The organism is Leucobacter faecis (genome assembly GCF_054456695.2).
Window position 1 is genome coordinate 219,187 of sequence record NZ_JBTJER020000004.1, and the last position, 14,443, is coordinate 233,629.

12 protein-coding genes and 1 tRNA gene are annotated in these 14,443 nt (G+C 65.1%); 3 read left to right on the forward strand and 10 right to left on the reverse strand.

The window, feature by feature from the left end:
- Positions 1–2: 2 nt before the first annotated feature.
- From ACXR2W_RS06215 to ACXR2W_RS06230, 4 genes are all read right to left on the reverse strand, one after another.
- Positions 3–875 carry a PPK2 family polyphosphate kinase gene (locus ACXR2W_RS06215; protein WP_458813275.1) on the reverse strand — a complete coding sequence of 291 codons (873 nt, stop codon included), beginning with the start codon at positions 873–875 and terminating at the stop codon, positions 3–5.
- Between the two features lie 94 nt (positions 876–969).
- Positions 970–1,884, reverse strand: coding sequence for a 1,4-dihydroxy-2-naphthoyl-CoA synthase (locus tag ACXR2W_RS06220; RefSeq protein WP_458813277.1), 915 nt, complete (start codon positions 1,882–1,884; stop codon positions 970–972).
- A gap of 82 nt (positions 1,885–1,966) precedes the next feature.
- A complete protein-coding gene (locus ACXR2W_RS06225; protein ID WP_458813279.1) occupies positions 1,967–2,797 on the reverse strand; it encodes a VIT1/CCC1 transporter family protein in 831 nt (276 codons plus the stop codon).
- Positions 2,794–3,165 carry a TfoX/Sxy family protein gene (locus ACXR2W_RS06230; RefSeq protein WP_458813281.1) on the reverse strand — a complete coding sequence of 124 codons (372 nt, stop codon included), beginning with the start codon at positions 3,163–3,165 and terminating at the stop codon, positions 2,794–2,796. The genes ACXR2W_RS06225 and ACXR2W_RS06230 overlap by 4 nt, the downstream gene beginning before the upstream one ends.
- A 299-nt stretch (positions 3,166–3,464) precedes the next feature.
- Here ACXR2W_RS06230 and ACXR2W_RS06235 point away from each other — a divergent pair, with 299 nt between their 5' ends.
- Positions 3,465–4,595, forward strand: coding sequence for an o-succinylbenzoate synthase (locus tag ACXR2W_RS06235; RefSeq protein ID WP_458813283.1), 1,131 nt, complete (start codon positions 3,465–3,467; stop codon positions 4,593–4,595).
- A 235-nt stretch (positions 4,596–4,830) separates the two neighbouring features.
- Here ACXR2W_RS06235 and ACXR2W_RS06240 read toward each other — a convergent pair whose 3' ends face one another.
- The 3 genes from ACXR2W_RS06240 to ACXR2W_RS06250 form a co-directional block, all read right to left on the reverse strand.
- A complete protein-coding gene (locus ACXR2W_RS06240; RefSeq protein WP_458813285.1) occupies positions 4,831–6,039 on the reverse strand; it encodes a cobalamin-independent methionine synthase II family protein in 1,209 nt (402 codons plus the stop codon).
- Between the two features lie 83 nt (positions 6,040–6,122).
- Complete coding sequence (locus tag ACXR2W_RS06245; RefSeq protein ID WP_458813287.1) at positions 6,123–7,922, reverse strand: AMP-binding protein; 1,800 nt, start codon at positions 7,920–7,922, stop codon at positions 6,123–6,125.
- Between the two features lie 75 nt (positions 7,923–7,997).
- Positions 7,998–8,534: an adenine phosphoribosyltransferase gene (locus ACXR2W_RS06250; RefSeq protein WP_458813289.1), complete on the reverse strand. Its 537-nt coding sequence runs from the start codon at positions 8,532–8,534 to the stop codon at positions 7,998–8,000.
- Positions 8,535–8,669: 135 nt separating this feature from the next.
- Between ACXR2W_RS06250 and ACXR2W_RS06255 the strand changes: the two genes are divergently transcribed.
- Together ACXR2W_RS06255 and ACXR2W_RS06260 are read left to right on the forward strand one after the other, a co-directional pair.
- A tRNA-Arg gene (locus tag ACXR2W_RS06255) sits at positions 8,670–8,746 on the forward strand.
- 186 nt (positions 8,747–8,932) lie between these two features.
- Positions 8,933–10,489, forward strand: a complete 1,557-nt coding sequence (locus ACXR2W_RS06260) for a hypothetical protein (RefSeq protein ID WP_458813291.1) — start codon at positions 8,933–8,935, stop codon at positions 10,487–10,489.
- Positions 10,490–10,679: 190 nt separating this feature from the next.
- On the opposite strand, the gene ACXR2W_RS06265 is transcribed toward ACXR2W_RS06260, so the two are convergent.
- The 3 genes from ACXR2W_RS06265 to ACXR2W_RS06275 form a co-directional block, all read right to left on the reverse strand.
- Positions 10,680–12,221 carry an amino acid permease gene (locus ACXR2W_RS06265; RefSeq protein ID WP_458813293.1) on the reverse strand — a complete coding sequence of 514 codons (1,542 nt, stop codon included), beginning with the start codon at positions 12,219–12,221 and terminating at the stop codon, positions 10,680–10,682.
- Positions 12,222–12,375: 154 nt separating this feature from the next.
- Positions 12,376–13,824, reverse strand: coding sequence for a cryptochrome/photolyase family protein (locus tag ACXR2W_RS06270; protein ID WP_458813295.1), 1,449 nt, complete (start codon positions 13,822–13,824; stop codon positions 12,376–12,378).
- Positions 13,824–14,396 (reverse strand): MarR family winged helix-turn-helix transcriptional regulator, encoded by a 573-nt coding sequence (locus ACXR2W_RS06275; protein WP_458813297.1) that lies wholly within the window; start codon positions 14,394–14,396, stop codon positions 13,824–13,826. The genes ACXR2W_RS06270 and ACXR2W_RS06275 overlap by 1 nt, the downstream gene beginning before the upstream one ends.
- Between the last annotated feature and the right edge of the window lie 47 nt (positions 14,397–14,443).

Here is a 14,443-nt window from a genome sequence, read left to right on the forward strand (position 1 = left end):
GCTCAGGGCCACCGCAGTTCGCGGGTGGCCTCGAGCCGTGCCCGCTGCTCCCCAATGTCGTAGTCCACGTCGGGCCAGTCAAGCCCCATCTGCTCGAGCCTGCTCGTCACGATGCGCTGCACCGCGACCCGGGCGTACCACTTGTTATTGGCGGGCACCACGTACCAGGGGGCATGTGGCGCATTGGTGCGCTCGATCGCGGTCTGAAACGCGGCCATGTACTCGGGCCAGCGGGTGCGCTCGGTGACGTCGTCGGGGCTAAACTTCCAGTGCTTGTACGGTTCGTCAAGGCGCGACAGAAGCCGCTCGATCTGCTCGTCGGGCGAGATGTGCAGCATAATCTTGACGATCTCGACCCCGTCGTTCGCAAGCCGCGCCTCGAACTCGCAGATCGCGGCGTATCGGCGCTCGATCTCGTCTGCGGGCGCCCACTCGTGCACCTTCTGAATGAGCACGTCTTCGTAGTGTGAGCGATCAAACAGGCCGATCACGCCCGGCTTGGGCACACGCTTTTCGACCCGCCACAGAAAGTCGTGCTCGCGTTCTTCAGCCGTCGGCGCTTTGAACGGCGACAGCGCCAGCCCGTACGGCTCGAGCGCCCCAAACAGGTGGTTCACGATGCCGCCCTTGCCCGCGGCGTCCATCGCCTGCAGCACGACAAGCACGCGCTTCTTCGAGCCTTCCCAACTGCACGCGAAGAGCTTTTCTTGCAGCTCGCGCAGCGGCTGCTCGGCGCGCTCAAGCTCGGCCGCGCCCTCGTGCTTCGTCGCTTCGGTGCCGGGCGTCGCCCCCGGATCAATGTCGTTCAGCGAGAACCCCTCGCCTACCCGCAGCAGTTCGGTAACGTCGCTCGTCCAGAATTTGTGGTGCCCCATTGCAGCCTTCCCCTGTTGATTGGTCTCGTGAGAAGAGCTTAGCGGCGGGCGATTGGGTTCGAGGGCGCGACCCACCGCCACACGGCGCTACCCGTTAGTAGTAGTACGGAAACGGGCTCCAGTCGGGGTCGCGCTTTTCGAGGAACGAGTCGCGGCCTTCGACGGCCTCGTCGGTGCCGTACGCGAGGCGCGTCGTCTCGCCCGCGAACAACTGCTGCCCCACGATCCCGTCGTCGACAGCGTTCATGGCATACTTCAGCATGCGAATCGCGGTCGGCGACTTGCCGAGAATTGTGCGCGCCCACTCGATACCGGCGGTCTCGAGCTCGGCGTGCGGCACCACTTTGTTCACGGCGCCCATCTCGCGGGCCCGCTCGGCGTCATACGTTTCGGCGAGGAAGAAAATCTCGCGCGCGTTCTTCTGCCCCACCTGGCGGGCGAAGTAGGCGCTGCCGTAGCCGGCGTCAAACGACCCGACGTCGGCGTCAGTCTGTTTGAACATGGCGTGCTCGCGCGACGCGATCGTCAGGTCGCACACCACGTTGAGCGAGTGCCCACCGCCCGCCGCCCAACCGGGTACCAGCGCGATCACTACCTTCGGCATGAACCGAATGAGGCGCTGCACCTCGAGAATGTGCAGCCGTCCAGCGCGAGCGAGCCCCTCGGGCCCCACCGCCGCCTCTTGGTCGGAGTACTTGTACCCGTCACGCCCGCGAATGCGCTGGTCACCGCCCGAGCAGAACGCCCAGCCGCCATCTTTCGCACTCGGTCCGTTGCCGGTGAGCAACACCACGCCCACCCGCGGGTTCACGCGCACCCGCTCCAGCGCGTCAAACAGCTCGTCGACGGTGTGCGGGCGAAACGCATTGCGCACCTCGGGGCGGTTAAACGCGACGCGGGCGATGCGCCCGTCGAGGCTCAGGTGTGCCGTGATGTCGGTGTAGTTCGCGGCGCCCGGGGCGACCTCCCACACACTCGGATCGAAGATCTCAGATACCTGCTGGGTCATGCCCCAAGCCTATTGGGCGCGGCGGCACACCGCACCACGGCCTATCTGGCGCACGGCGCATGTTGATCCGGATCGCGCGTCCCTACCCGACAGCGACCCCAAAGAGCAGGCCGACGCCGTACGTCGCGGCCATGGTCGCCGAACCCATGAGCACGTTGCGCGCGATCGCGCGCCACCTCGGAGCCCCGCCGAGGGCGGCACTGATCCACCCGGTGAGCAGCAGCCCGATCACGACGGCGAGCGCCGCGAGCAAGATGCGGTACTGCCCGAGCGGCAGCAGGATCATGACGAGCGGGATCAGCGCGCCCGCAGTGAACGCGATGAACGACGAGATGGCCGCAGCCCAAGGGCTCGTGAGCTCTTCGGGATCGATGCCGAGCTCGACCTCGGCGTGTGCGGCGAGCGCGTCGTGCGCGGTGAGCTCTTCAGCGACCTGGCGGGCGAGGGCAGGCGAGAGGCCGCGCTTGCGGTAGAGACCGGTGAGTTCGGCGAGCTCAGCCGCCGGCTGTTCTTTGAGTTCGCGCTGCTCTTTGGCGATCATCGCCCGCTCGGTGTCGCGCTGGGTACTCACCGACACGTATTCTCCTCCCGCCATCGAGAACGCGCCCGCAACGAGGGCGGCGAGGCCGGCCGTCGCGATCGCTACCGTGTTGCTGGGAGTGGCGGCGGCGACGCCCACCACGACACCAGCGGTCGACACGATGCCGTCGTTGGCGCCGAGCACTCCGGCGCGCAACCAGTTGAGCCGCTGGCCCACGTTTTCACCGTGCGACTCATGCAGGTGGTGAATGGCCGCTTCGACGTCATCGAGGTTCGCGGGGTTTGCGTGGGCGGCGGGGTTTGCGGGGTTTGCGGGGGCGGCGGGGTTTGCGGGGCTGCCAAAGTTTTCGCGGCTTTCACGGCTTTCGCTCATGGTGTGTCCCTCTTCTGCTTGGGCGCGCGCTGCGGCCTGGCTTTCGGTTTGGGCTTGGGCTTGGGCGCTGGCAGCGCTGCGGCCGTGCGACTGATGAGCTCGGTGAGCCAATCGCGGTCCTCCCAGCGGTCGCCGCTCACCCGAAAGTAGAGCTTGGAACCGGGGTACGCCGGTGCTTCGTCGGGGGTGCCAAGGTAGTTGCGACCAGCATCGGTCGGTTTCACGAAGAGCTCATCGTCGCACACAAACGCGACGGGCTTCTCGTCGTAATACAGGCAGTACTCGCCAAACATCTTGCGTGTGCGCACACCCGGGAGTGCGCTCAGCTGATCGGTGAGAAACTCCATCGTTTCTGCGCGGGTGCTCATGTCGCTAGCGTAGCGCGCACCACCGCCCCGCGCTCCACCACCCTTCACCACACCCCCACCCGCGTTCCACCGCCCTTCACCACCCCCTCCACCAGCGCTCCACCGCCACTTCACCACACCCCGCTCCTCGCCCCTCGACCACTCACCAATCGGCATCGAAATGACGAGCAGGCATGATAAATGCGTATTTTCGATGCCGACTCGTCATTTCGATACCGGTTGGTCATGACTACCGGCTCGTGATCACTACCGGCTGGTCTTCGCTGCTCCTCGACCGCCAGTGGTGGCAAGATCGAAGCATGTTCGACAACGCCCAACAGCTCCCGCCGCTCGCTGACGTGCTCGAACGTGCACGAGTCGTCGCGATCCCCACTCGCACCAGGTTTCGCGGCATCAGTGTGCGCGAGGCGGTCATTATCGATGGCCCGCAGGGTGCGACCGAGTTCTCGCCCTTCCCAGAGTACGGTGATGCCGAGGCCGCACACTGGCTCGCGGCCACCCTCGACTTCGGCTGGAACGAGCAGCCCCCGGCCCTCAGGGACAGCGTCGAGGTGAACGCGACCGTGCCCGCTGTCGCCGCGAGCGACGTGCCCGGCATTCTCGCGCGCTTTCCGGGCTGCACGACCGCCAAGGTGAAGGTCGCCGAGCGCGGGCAAACCCTCGCCGACGACATCGCCCGCGTGCGTGCGGTGCGCGAAGCCTTGGGTCCACACGCAAAGGTGCGCGTCGACGCCAACTGCGGCTGGAGCGTCGCCGAGGCAATCACCGCGCTCACGGCCCTCGCTCAGTTCGACCTCGACTATGCCGAGCAGCCCTGTGCAACCATCGCCGAGCTCGCCGAGGTACGCGCGGCGCTCCATACCGCAAGCGCCCCCGGTGCAGCCGCCCACGCCCCAACTACAAACAGCGCTCACGCCCCAGACACCCCCGGCACAAGCACCAACGCCCCAAGCGCCACTACCATCACCAACACCACAAACACCATCCGCGTGGTGCGCATCGCCGCAGACGAGAGCGTGCGCAAGGCGAGTGACCCGCTCGAGGTGGCGCGATCCGGAGCAGCAGATTTGCTCATCGTCAAGGCACAGCCGCTGGGGGGCGTGCGCCGCGCGCTCGCGATCGTCGAGCAGGCGGGCCTGCCGGTCGTGGTGTCAAGCGCGCTCGACACGTCGGTGGGCGTCGCGATGGGGCTGCAGCTCGCGGCGGCGCTGCCCGAAGGCGCGCTCGCGGGCGCCTGCGGCCTCGGTACGGTCGCGCTGCTCGCGGGCGATGTCACCCGCGACTCGCTCGTGCCCGAGGCCGGGGCAATCGCGGTGCGGCGCCCCGCCCCCGATACAGGGTTGCTTGCGCAGTATGCCGCGGCTCCGGATCGCGAGGCGTGGTGGCGGGAGCGGGTGGCGCGGTGCTACGCGCTGCTTGCTACGCGTTAGTCAGACGTGTTGAGAACAGATGCGGGGGAACGGCGGGCGCTGGTGCCCGATTCACGAGCGCCCCCCAGTGCTCGACGGCCGCCCGTGGCCCAATCCACCTTCACGCACAAATCGACCCTCACGCACACGTTTCAAGCGAAACTTGTGCGTGAAGGTCGATTGTTAGCTGAAGTAGCGCGGCAGGCCGCGGGTGAGCGCGGGCACGGGCACGGCGGCCAGCGCGCGCATGCTCAGGCTAGATGCGCGCGGCGGCCAGGCGTGCGCCCTCGCCGAGCGACTCGAGCTTTGCCCACGCAATCTGCGGGTGCACGCGGCCGCCGAGACCACAGTCAGTCGCAGCGATCACGCGCTCGGGGCCGACCACGTTTGCGAAGCGTTCGATGCGCTGGGCGACGAGCTCGGGGTGCTCGACCAGGTTGGTGGAGTGGCTGATCACGCCGGGCACGAGCACCAGGTCATCAGGGATAATGCTCTTGTTCTCCTCCCACACCGCCCACTCGTGCTCGTGGCGAGCGTTGGCCGCCTCGAATGAAATCTGGCCGACGTTTGCACCCAGCACGGTCTTCAGAATGTGCTTCAGTTCAATGTCGGTGGTGTGCGGGCCGTGCCACGACCCCCAGCACAGGTGCAGGCGCACGAGCTCCTTCGGTAGCCCCTTGATCGCCTCGTTGATCGCGTCGATGCGAATCTGCGTGAACGCGAGGTAATCCTCCACCGACGGCTCGGGATTGATCTGGTCCCAGTTCTCGGCGAGCGAGGGGTCGTCGAGCTGCAGAATCAGCCCCGCATCGGTGACGGCCTTGTACTCTTCACGCAGCGACTCGACCCAGGCGTCAATGTGCGCCTGCCCGGTCGGGTAGAACTCGTTGTCAACGCGTGCGGCAGAGCCCGGTGCGATCGCCGTCAAGAACCCGGTCTCGCCAGGCGCAAGCGCCGCGGCGAGATTCTTCGTGTCGGCCGCGATCGCCGCCTGGCCCGTGTAGCTAATGGGGCCGGTGGTGGCAGGGAACGCGGTTGCGTTCTTGCCCGTCGAGATGCCACTCTCGGGGTCGTTGTACGCCTCGGCGAACGCTGTCCAGTCGCGGCGATCTGGGAACGACGTGAGGCGCACATTGCCGGGCTCTGAGCGCACGGGCTGCTGCGTGAAGATCGTCTGCCCGTTGAGCGAAAGTCCCGCGTTGCGCTGGAACGAGTACGCCCACCACGCGCCGTAATCGACCGCGTTCGACATTGCCTTGCCAAACTCGCCATCGCCCGGCTGCGTGATACCGGCCTCGCGCTGGCGCTCGACAACGTCGCGCACGGCCTCGGCCACGAGCGCTTCGTACTCGGGCGTCGACTTGAGGGTGAAGCCGTCGGCCTCGAACTCGCGCGCCGCATTGGCATCGATGAGGGCCTGCGTGCGGGGCAGACTGCCGGCGGTGGTGGTCTCAATCTTCGTCATGTTTCGACGCTATCGGCGGGCGCAAGACCGCTTCAAACTGCGTGTCTTCAGATGACGACATATGTCGTAGTGTGACGCGCTGACTACCCCTTCAGCCCCGGAAAATCGTCTTCGCGCCACTCTGTCGCAATGCGCTCGCCCGCTGCGTGCGCTGCAATTTCTCGCTGCCGCAGCTCGACGCGCCGGATCTTGCCCGACGCCGTTTTGGGCAGGTCGTAGAACTCTACTCGGCGCACCCGCATGTACGCGGGCAACGCTACGCGCGCGTGCGCCAGCACCGCCCGGGCAGTCTCAGCGTCTGCGGGCACTCCGGCCGCGAGCGCGACGTACGCTTTGGTGATGTTGAGCTTCGTGTCGTCGGGGGCGCCGACGACGGCGGCTTCTGCGACGAAGGGGTGCTCGATGAGCGCGCTCTCGACCTCGAACGGCGAGACCTTGAAGTCGCTCGATTTGAAGATGTCATCTGTGCGGCCCACAAACGTCAAGACACCGTTCTCGCCACGTACCGCCACGTCACCCGTGTGGAAGTATCCGCCCGCTGTGGCGCGCGCTGTCGCCTCGGGGTTACCGAGATACTCGGTCATGAGGTTGACGGGACGGGGCGCGGCCCCTGATCCGGAGCGAGACTCGAGGCCAGAAGCACCCGCACCGAGCGGCAGGCAGATTTCCCCCTCGCTGCCTGCACCGGTCACCGCCTCGCCCGTGAGCGGATCGATGAGCGCAATTTCGACGCCGGGCAGCGGCACGCCCATAGCGCCCGCGACGACCGGGTCGCCGGGCATGTTGCCGATGAGCGCGGTGGTTTCGGTTTGGCCGTAGCCATCGCGAATTTCGAGGCCCCACCACTCTTTGATGCGCGCGATCACCTCGGGGTTGAGCGGCTCGCCCGCTGAGACGACCTCGCGTAGTGCGCGGGGCTTCTCGGTGAGCTCGTGCTGAATGAGCATGCGCCACACGGTAGGCGGCGCGCAGAACGTGTTCACGGCCGCGCGGTCGAGCTCGGCAATGAGGTGCTGCGGGTCGAACCGGGGTGAGTTTGTGACAAAGATCGTGGCGCCCACGTGCCACGGACCAAAGAAGCTCGACCAAGCGTGTTTACCCCAGCCGGGGGCGCTGATGACGAGGTGCGTGTCGCCCGGGCGCACACCGAGCCACGACATCGTGGTGAGGTGGCCGAGCGGGTAGCTCACGTGTGAGTGTTCGACGATCTTGGGCAGACTCGTCGTGCCCGACGTGAAGTAGATGATCGCAGCGTCGGCGCTCGCCGTGCGCTTGACGACCTGCGCGTCAGACGCAGCGCGCGACTCCTCGTATCGGGCCCAGTCCCAGAGCAGCGCGCGCTGATCTTGTGTGCCGTCGTCGAGGCCCACGCCGATGCCGCGGTAATTGCCCGTCACCCCGGGCTCGCCGTTCGTCCCCACGAATTTCACTGCGTCGTTTGGCCCCGCAAACACCCACTTCACGCGGCCGCGATCGACGCGATCGGTGAGCTCTGCCGCCCCCAGCACGATCGAGGTGGGCAGGATCACGACACCGAGCTTCATCGCGGCGAGCATGATCTCCCACAGCTCGACGCGGTTATCGAGCATGAGCATGGCGACGTCGCCGCGGCGCAGGCCGGTGCGGGTCATCCAGTTGGCGACCTGGTCTGAGCGGCGACGCATCTCGTCGAAGGTGAGCTTCGTTTCGCGGCCGTCGCGCTCAGAGATCCACAGCGCGGTCGTGTCGTTGCCGTGCGCGATCGCGTCAAACACGTCGTGCGCCCAGTTGAAGCTGTCACCCACCGCGGGCCAGACGAACTCGCGCCGCGCCCCGTGAGGGTCGCCTGCGAGACTCAAAAGCTGATCTCGTGCCGCAAAGAAGGCCTGTGTCGCATCGGTCATGAGGTCTATTGTCTCGTGACCCCGGCGTTTGGCGGGGCCGCCTCGCGGCTCAGCTCGAGAACCTAGCTCGAGAACCTAGCTCGAGAACACGGTGTGCAGCTCGCGGCCGCCGAGTGCTTCGCGACCGCCCAACCCGTCAATCTCAAACAGCACAGCGGTGCCAGCAACCTCGTACCCCAGCTGCGCCATCAGGTCGTGCGCCGCCACGAGCGTGCCGCCCGTTGCGAGCACGTCGTCAAGAATGAGCACGCGCGCGCCCGGTGCAAAGTCACCGTGAGCTTCAATAACGGCGCTGCCATACTCGAGCGAGTACTCGACGTTCACGATCGGCCTTGGCAGTTTGCCAGCCTTTCGAATAGGCATCAGACCGGCACCACTCGCGTAGGCGGCCGCACTCGCGAAGAGAAACCCGCGCGCTTCGAGCCCGGCGATCACATCGTAGGTGCCCGCGAACGGTGCGATCATCGCGTCTACGGTGGCACGCAGGGCCGCACCGTCGGCGATGAGCGGAGTAATGTCGCGAAACACGATGCCCTCAGTCGGATAATCGGGGATCTCGAGGATGAGGGATTCGGCGCGGACGAGTGCTTGCTGCGTGGTCTTTTCGGTCACGCTCAAGGATACCGCGATCTCGCGACCCGCCCGGGAGTCGCCAGTTTAGGGGGTGCGATTTTTGTTTTGCAGGGGACCCGTGTAATGTTTAACGAGTCGGCAAGCCAAGGCGAAAAGCTAAAGCAGGCAGACAGGGCGCCCGTAGCTCAGCTGGATAGAGCGTCTGACTACGGATCAGAAGGCCAGGGGTTCGAATCCCTTCGGGCGCACCACTTGAAAATCACCCGGTGAGAATTTCTCACCGGGTGATTTTTGTTTTACAGTGCAATACCCACAAATGAATTGTGTATCCCCTTAGGCAGACTTACAATTTTCAATCGGGAGAACTTTTCGCCGAAGCAGTTGTTCGGCTTTTCATCACGCACGCTCGGTGCGATTACTCACAGGGGAATATTCGTATGCCTTCGCTTTCTATCGGCGCGCGCCGAAAACTCGCGTTGCCAGTCGCTGCTCTTGCAGCGGCAACCGCCCTCGTCGGTGCTTTCGTGCCGGCCTCATTTGCCGATGACGGCGGGGCCGCGGCCGCTGCGCCCGCGCCGTTTGCTAGCGCCCCGACAACTCCGGCCGGTGAGTTCTTTGCGGAGCTTTGCTCAACAGGTGGGGGCGTCGATCAGACGACGGAGAACCCTAAGGCAAATCAGGGTTCAAACGTGATGCCCGATCTCACTCGCGTATTCGGGCAGCGGCTGGCTGACTACAACGCGGGCAGCACGGTGTTGCTCTACACCAGCACAGGCGGCAGCGGTGGCGGTACGCCGAACTGCGGTGTGCACTACGACGCGGTAACCGATGGTCCGGTCAGTGAGTGGATGTTTTGCACCGACCAAACTGCGAAGACCTGCAGCCAGGTCGACAAGAATGGGCTCCTGCATCAAGGGTCTGATTATGTAGGACAGCTTGAGAACAGGACCGGCAATCCCGGCTTGTCTCCCGATCAAGAAAAGATCATCAGCTACATCATCCGGCATGACATGCCGGTTCCAGTTGATAACTTCCTCTCCACTGTTGACGTCGCGTCAAACAAGACCGTCGATAGCCGTAACGCCAAACAAAATCTGGTGTGGTGCGTGAGTGACCCCGTTGATTTCGGCGAACCACTTGCTTACTGGTGTGACGAAGCTATCGGGGCCGACAAGCAGGCCGCCATCCTTGCTTCAATGCCAAAAACTCCTGAACTTACCATCACCCCGGCCTCGACCGAAGTCGTTGTAGCAGGGGAAGCGAAGGTTACCCTCACAACGAACCTCGTCAACCAGCCAATCACGCTGACGGCTGATGCCCCCGGTTTGGCTTTGTGTGAACCCCAGACCGATGTGACGTTGTCGACTGACGGCGAGCTGACGATCTCGTCGACTGTAACCGGCACCAAAACGGTGGACCTCTGTATTTCTTCGGCTACCCCCGCGGAAATCCTCGTTCAGGCCTCAGCAACCGCACACGCTGGCGACGAAGCAGCATGGGTGCAGTCACCCGGTGGCGCCGCAGGAATCGAATGCCAGGTCTACGCCCTGACCCGCGCAGGCGCAGCCACTGACATGAATGCGACCGCCACCGTCAATGTGACTGAAGACAACTCGGGTGGTGGCACCGCCGGCGGAGACGACTCGGGTGGTGGCACCGCCGGCGGAGACGACTCGGGTGGTGGCACCGCCGGCGGAGACGACTCGGACAAGGGCGCAAACGGCGACAACGCCGAAAGCGCAGTCCAGGGAGACGACTCAGACAAGGGCGCTCAGGGCAACAACAACGAAAACAATGCTCAGGGCAACAACAACGAGAACAACGCCCAGGGCGGCAACGCAGAGGGCAACAACGCTCAGGGTGCCGCCAACGGCGCCAAGGGCGGGCTCGCCGCAACCGGCGCAGCTTCGCCGCTGATCGCTGGGACCGCAGCGCTGCTGCTCGTCGCAGCAGGTGCAGGCGCACTCGCAATGCGTCGTCGCTCAGCGCGGTAGTACACACAAATAGTTGAGGGGGTGTCGGAGCAAAAGCTCCGACACCCCCTCAACTATTTCTGAGTGTGTGACATAGATCCTGCGACTCGCAAGCTCGCGCAGGATGACAAATCTCACGATATCGGTCACTAACACGCGCAGGATGACAAACCTCACGAAATCGGTCTAACTGCGCGCAGAATGACTAGCGCTATGCTTCCTCAGCTACCGCGCTCTCAGCGGCAGCACCACCGCCACCCCCGGCACCAGCACCGGCAGCGCCGGCGATGCGCGCATCCGCCGCAGGCTCAACAATGGCGCGCCGCGCGCGCACCCGCGCCAAGCGTTTACGCACCGCCGGCCAGAAGATCGCCAACACCGCGACCGAGACGAGGCTCGTCCACACCTGCGTGCGCGTGCCCTCACCGCTCACCACCATGATGATCACGATGCCCACCACAGCGGCGATCACGAGAATGCCCAGCCACGGGTGCAGCCACATCTTGAGCTCGAGTCCTGCGACTTCTTCCTTGCTCATGCGCGAGCGCATGCGAATCTGCGTCAACGCGATGAACGCGTACACGAACAGCGCGACAAGACCGGCCGAGTTCATGATGAAGTCGAAGATGCCTGACTCGGGGGCCGCAAAGTTGACGATCACCGCCGCGTAGCCGCCCAGCGTTGACGCCAGCACCGCCGCCACAGGCACACCGTTCTTTGACCGCTTCGCAACGATACCCGGGGCGTAGCCCTGGTCAGCGAGGGCCGCGAACATGCGCGCCGCCGAGTAGAGCCCCGAATTCAGCACCGAGCACACGGCAGTCAACGTGACCGCGCTCATGATCACGCCCGCCGCGGGAATTCCGTACATCGTGAACAGGTGAACAAAAGGCCCCTCGATCTGGGGATCCGGAAGCTGGTTCCAGGGGACGATCATGACGATCAAGAACACCGCCCCCACGAAGAACAGCAGAATACGCCAGATCACGGTCGTTGTAGCCTGCCGCACACCCTTCGCCGGATCCTCAGCCTCAGAAGCTGCCATGACCGCGATCTCGGTACCGAAGTACGAGAAGATCACGATCGCGACGCCCGCGATGATCGACCAAACGCCATTGGGCGCGAAGCCGCCGTGCTGCCACAGGTTGGGCAGCGAGAACGAACCGCCAGGCCAGAATCCGAGCGCAAACAGCACGCCGACACCCAAGAACACGACGATCGCAACGACCTTCACGCTCGCAAGCCAAAATTCGACCTCGCCAAACGAACGCACCGACACGAGGTTTGTGACCGTGAAGATGAGCATCATTGAGATCGAGAAGACCCACTCGGGTACGCCCGGCATCCATCCGTGCAGGATCGCGCCACTCACGACCGCCTCAAACGCGATCACGCCCACCCAGAAGTACCAGTAAAGCCAGCCCACAAAGTAGGCGGCCCAGTCGCCCAGGCCCACGCGGGCGTACTCCATGAACGATCCGGTCGAGGGGCGCGAGGCGGCCATCTCACCGAGCATGCGCATCGCGAGAAACACGAGGATGCCACCGATGAGGTACGACACGAGGGCCGCGGGCCCCACGTTGCGAATCACGTTGCCTGAGCCCACGAAGAGGCTCGCGCCGATGATGCCGCCGAGCGTAATCATCGTGATGTGGCGGGAGGCCAGCTTTTTTGGCCCGGGCTCCCCCAGGGGCGGCACAACCTGTGCGGCAGACGTGGCTGGTGAGACTGGTTTGTTGTAGTTTGCTCGCATGCTGGCCCTCCATTGCGTCACTGCGGGACCCAGACAGGCTACGTCGAAAGCGCGCACGACGCTTATGCTCTTCTGCACGGTTTGCGGCACTGATTCAGGGCATTCACGCCACTGCGTATGCGACGGGGACGTGCTTGCGACTTACTGGACGCGACTAGTCTTGCCTGACGCGGTCGTAGCGCGCGAGCGCCGCAATGCGGCTGGTGCGTAGATCGACCATTGGTGGCAGCCCGAGTGAGTCTGCCGCCCAGCGTGACTGATAGAGCCCCATAGGGTCGAACTTCTTGGCCTGCAGCTCGGGGTTGAAGATACGAAAGTATGGTGCCGCGTCGAGACCGCAGCCCGCCACCCACTGCCAGTTAAACGGGTTGTTGGCCTGATCTGCGTCGACGAGGGTGTCCCAGAACCACGCCTCCCCCACGCGCCAATCCACCCCGAGATTCTTGGTGAGCAGCGATGCCACGATCATGCGGGCGCGGTTGTGCATGGTGCCCGTGTGCCACAGCTCGCGCATGCCAGCGTCGACGACGCCAAACCCGGTCTCGCCACGCTGCCACGCCGAGACCACTGCTGCTTGCTCTGCCGCGGGGCGCACCACCCACGCGTGCGGGTCGAACCGTGCATCGAGGCTGACCGTGCCCATGTCTGGATTGCGGAACAGCGTGTGCCATGCAAACTCACGCCACGCAATCTCTGACAAGAATCCGCCGACGTTGGTCGCGTGCTGCGCCGCCGCGTGCCAGACCTGCCGCGAGCTGATCTCGCCCCAGCGCAGGTGCGGTGAGAGCGACGACGTGCCCTCGTTGGCGAGCGCGTCTCGTGCCTCGTCATATTCGGCGATATCGTCGCGCAAGAATTCTGCGAGGCGCGATTGCGCAGCGCGCTCGCCCGGCTGCCAGCGGTCACACAACCCGCCGGCCCAATCGGGGCGCGTGGGCAGGAGCTCCCATTCGCTCAATGGGTCGCTAACGACCGCGGGAGCGAGGGCAGGTGCAGATCCGGATCCGGATCCGGTCGCGGTGCTGGCGGGCAGCGGCGCGGGCAGCGGTGCGGGCAGCGGTGCGGGCAGCGGTTGCCGGGGCGCCGGCCTGCGCAGCACCTGCCGCCAGAACGCAGAATAGACACGGTAGGGCGTGCCCGTGTCGATGAGAATCTCGCCTGGTTCGTGCAGCAGGCTCCCCGCGAAGGTATGCGCCGCCACACCCGCTGCCGCGATCGCTGCTTCGGCCTGGGCGTCGACCCGCCGTTCGGCACCACCGTATCGACGGTTCCAGAAAACGGCCGTCGCGCCGGTCTGCGCAGCCACTTCGGGCACCACCTGCGCCGCAGGCCCGCGCCGCAACACCAGGGGCACCCCGAGCGCGGCGAGTGAAGCTGCAAGCGATTCGATCGAGTGGTGCAGCCACCACTTACTCGCACCCCCCAGTGCGCGCACGCCCGGTGACTCTTCGTCGAGCACGAACACCCCGATGACTGACCCCTCGGCAGCGAACGCTGCGGTAAGCGCCTCGTGATCTCTCACCCGCAGGTCATCGCGAAACCATACGAGGCTTACAACAGAATCGGGGCCGACCGCCTCGGAGCCCGCCGCCCCCGGCGCCACTACCCCAGCCCCTCGGCCCAGGGCTCACCCGAGACGTCGAGCTCGCGCGCCATGTCTGTGAGGAACCGTGCAACTACTTCGCGTTCATCGCCCGTCAGCCGCGCGGCCGCGTGAAACCGTTTCGCCTGCTGACGGCCAACGGTTTGCATCGCCGCTTCACGGGTTTCTGGCGTGATCTCGATCGCAAATGCGCGGCGGTCGCTCGGGTGAATCGACCGCGTGATGTGGCCGCCCCGCTCGAGCCGGTCGAGCAGTTTCGTCGTCGAGGCGGTTGAGATTTTGAGGTGGGCCGCAATGGCGCCGGGGGTAACGACCTGACCCGAGTTCGACGTCACGATGAGGTAGTGCAGCGCACGCATATCGGTGCGCCCGAGTTTCATGTATGCGAGCGAGGCCTCTGCGAGCTTCTCTTCGGCGTCGCGCAGCGCGCCGAGCGCCTGCATGATTGAGCCGATCTGTGCCATTGAGGCCGGGTCGATCCCGGTGCGGTCGATCAGCTGACTATTGGGGTCGTTGGACCCCACGTCATACAGTCCCACGGCTGGGGGCTGGGATGGATCCGGCGCAGACATGGTGCTATATTAGCCGACAGAATCTATATCCACTTAGATATTAAACA

Coding starts and splice junctions, on each gene's coding strand:
- ACXR2W_RS06225 (WP_458813279.1), bottom strand. CDS start 2,797: ATGAGCGAAAGCCGTGAAAGCCGCGAAAACTTTGGCAGCCCCGCAAAC.
- ACXR2W_RS06245 (WP_458813287.1), bottom strand. CDS start 7,922: ATGACCGATGCGACACAGGCCTTCTTTGCGGCACGAGATCAGCTTTTG.
- ACXR2W_RS06215 (WP_458813275.1), bottom strand. CDS start 875: ATGGGGCACCACAAATTCTGGACGAGCGACGTTACCGAACTGCTGCGG.
- ACXR2W_RS06220 (WP_458813277.1), bottom strand. CDS start 1,884: ATGACCCAGCAGGTATCTGAGATCTTCGATCCGAGTGTGTGGGAGGTC.
- ACXR2W_RS06230 (WP_458813281.1), bottom strand. CDS start 3,165: ATGAGCACCCGCGCAGAAACGATGGAGTTTCTCACCGATCAGCTGAGC.
- ACXR2W_RS06260 (WP_458813291.1), top strand. CDS start 8,933: ATGCCTTCGCTTTCTATCGGCGCGCGCCGAAAACTCGCGTTGCCAGTC.
- ACXR2W_RS06240 (WP_458813285.1), bottom strand. CDS start 6,039: ATGACGAAGATTGAGACCACCACCGCCGGCAGTCTGCCCCGCACGCAG.
- ACXR2W_RS06235 (WP_458813283.1), top strand. CDS start 3,465: ATGTTCGACAACGCCCAACAGCTCCCGCCGCTCGCTGACGTGCTCGAA.
- ACXR2W_RS06265 (WP_458813293.1), bottom strand. CDS start 12,221: ATGCGAGCAAACTACAACAAACCAGTCTCACCAGCCACGTCTGCCGCA.
- ACXR2W_RS06275 (WP_458813297.1), bottom strand. CDS start 14,396: ATGTCTGCGCCGGATCCATCCCAGCCCCCAGCCGTGGGACTGTATGAC.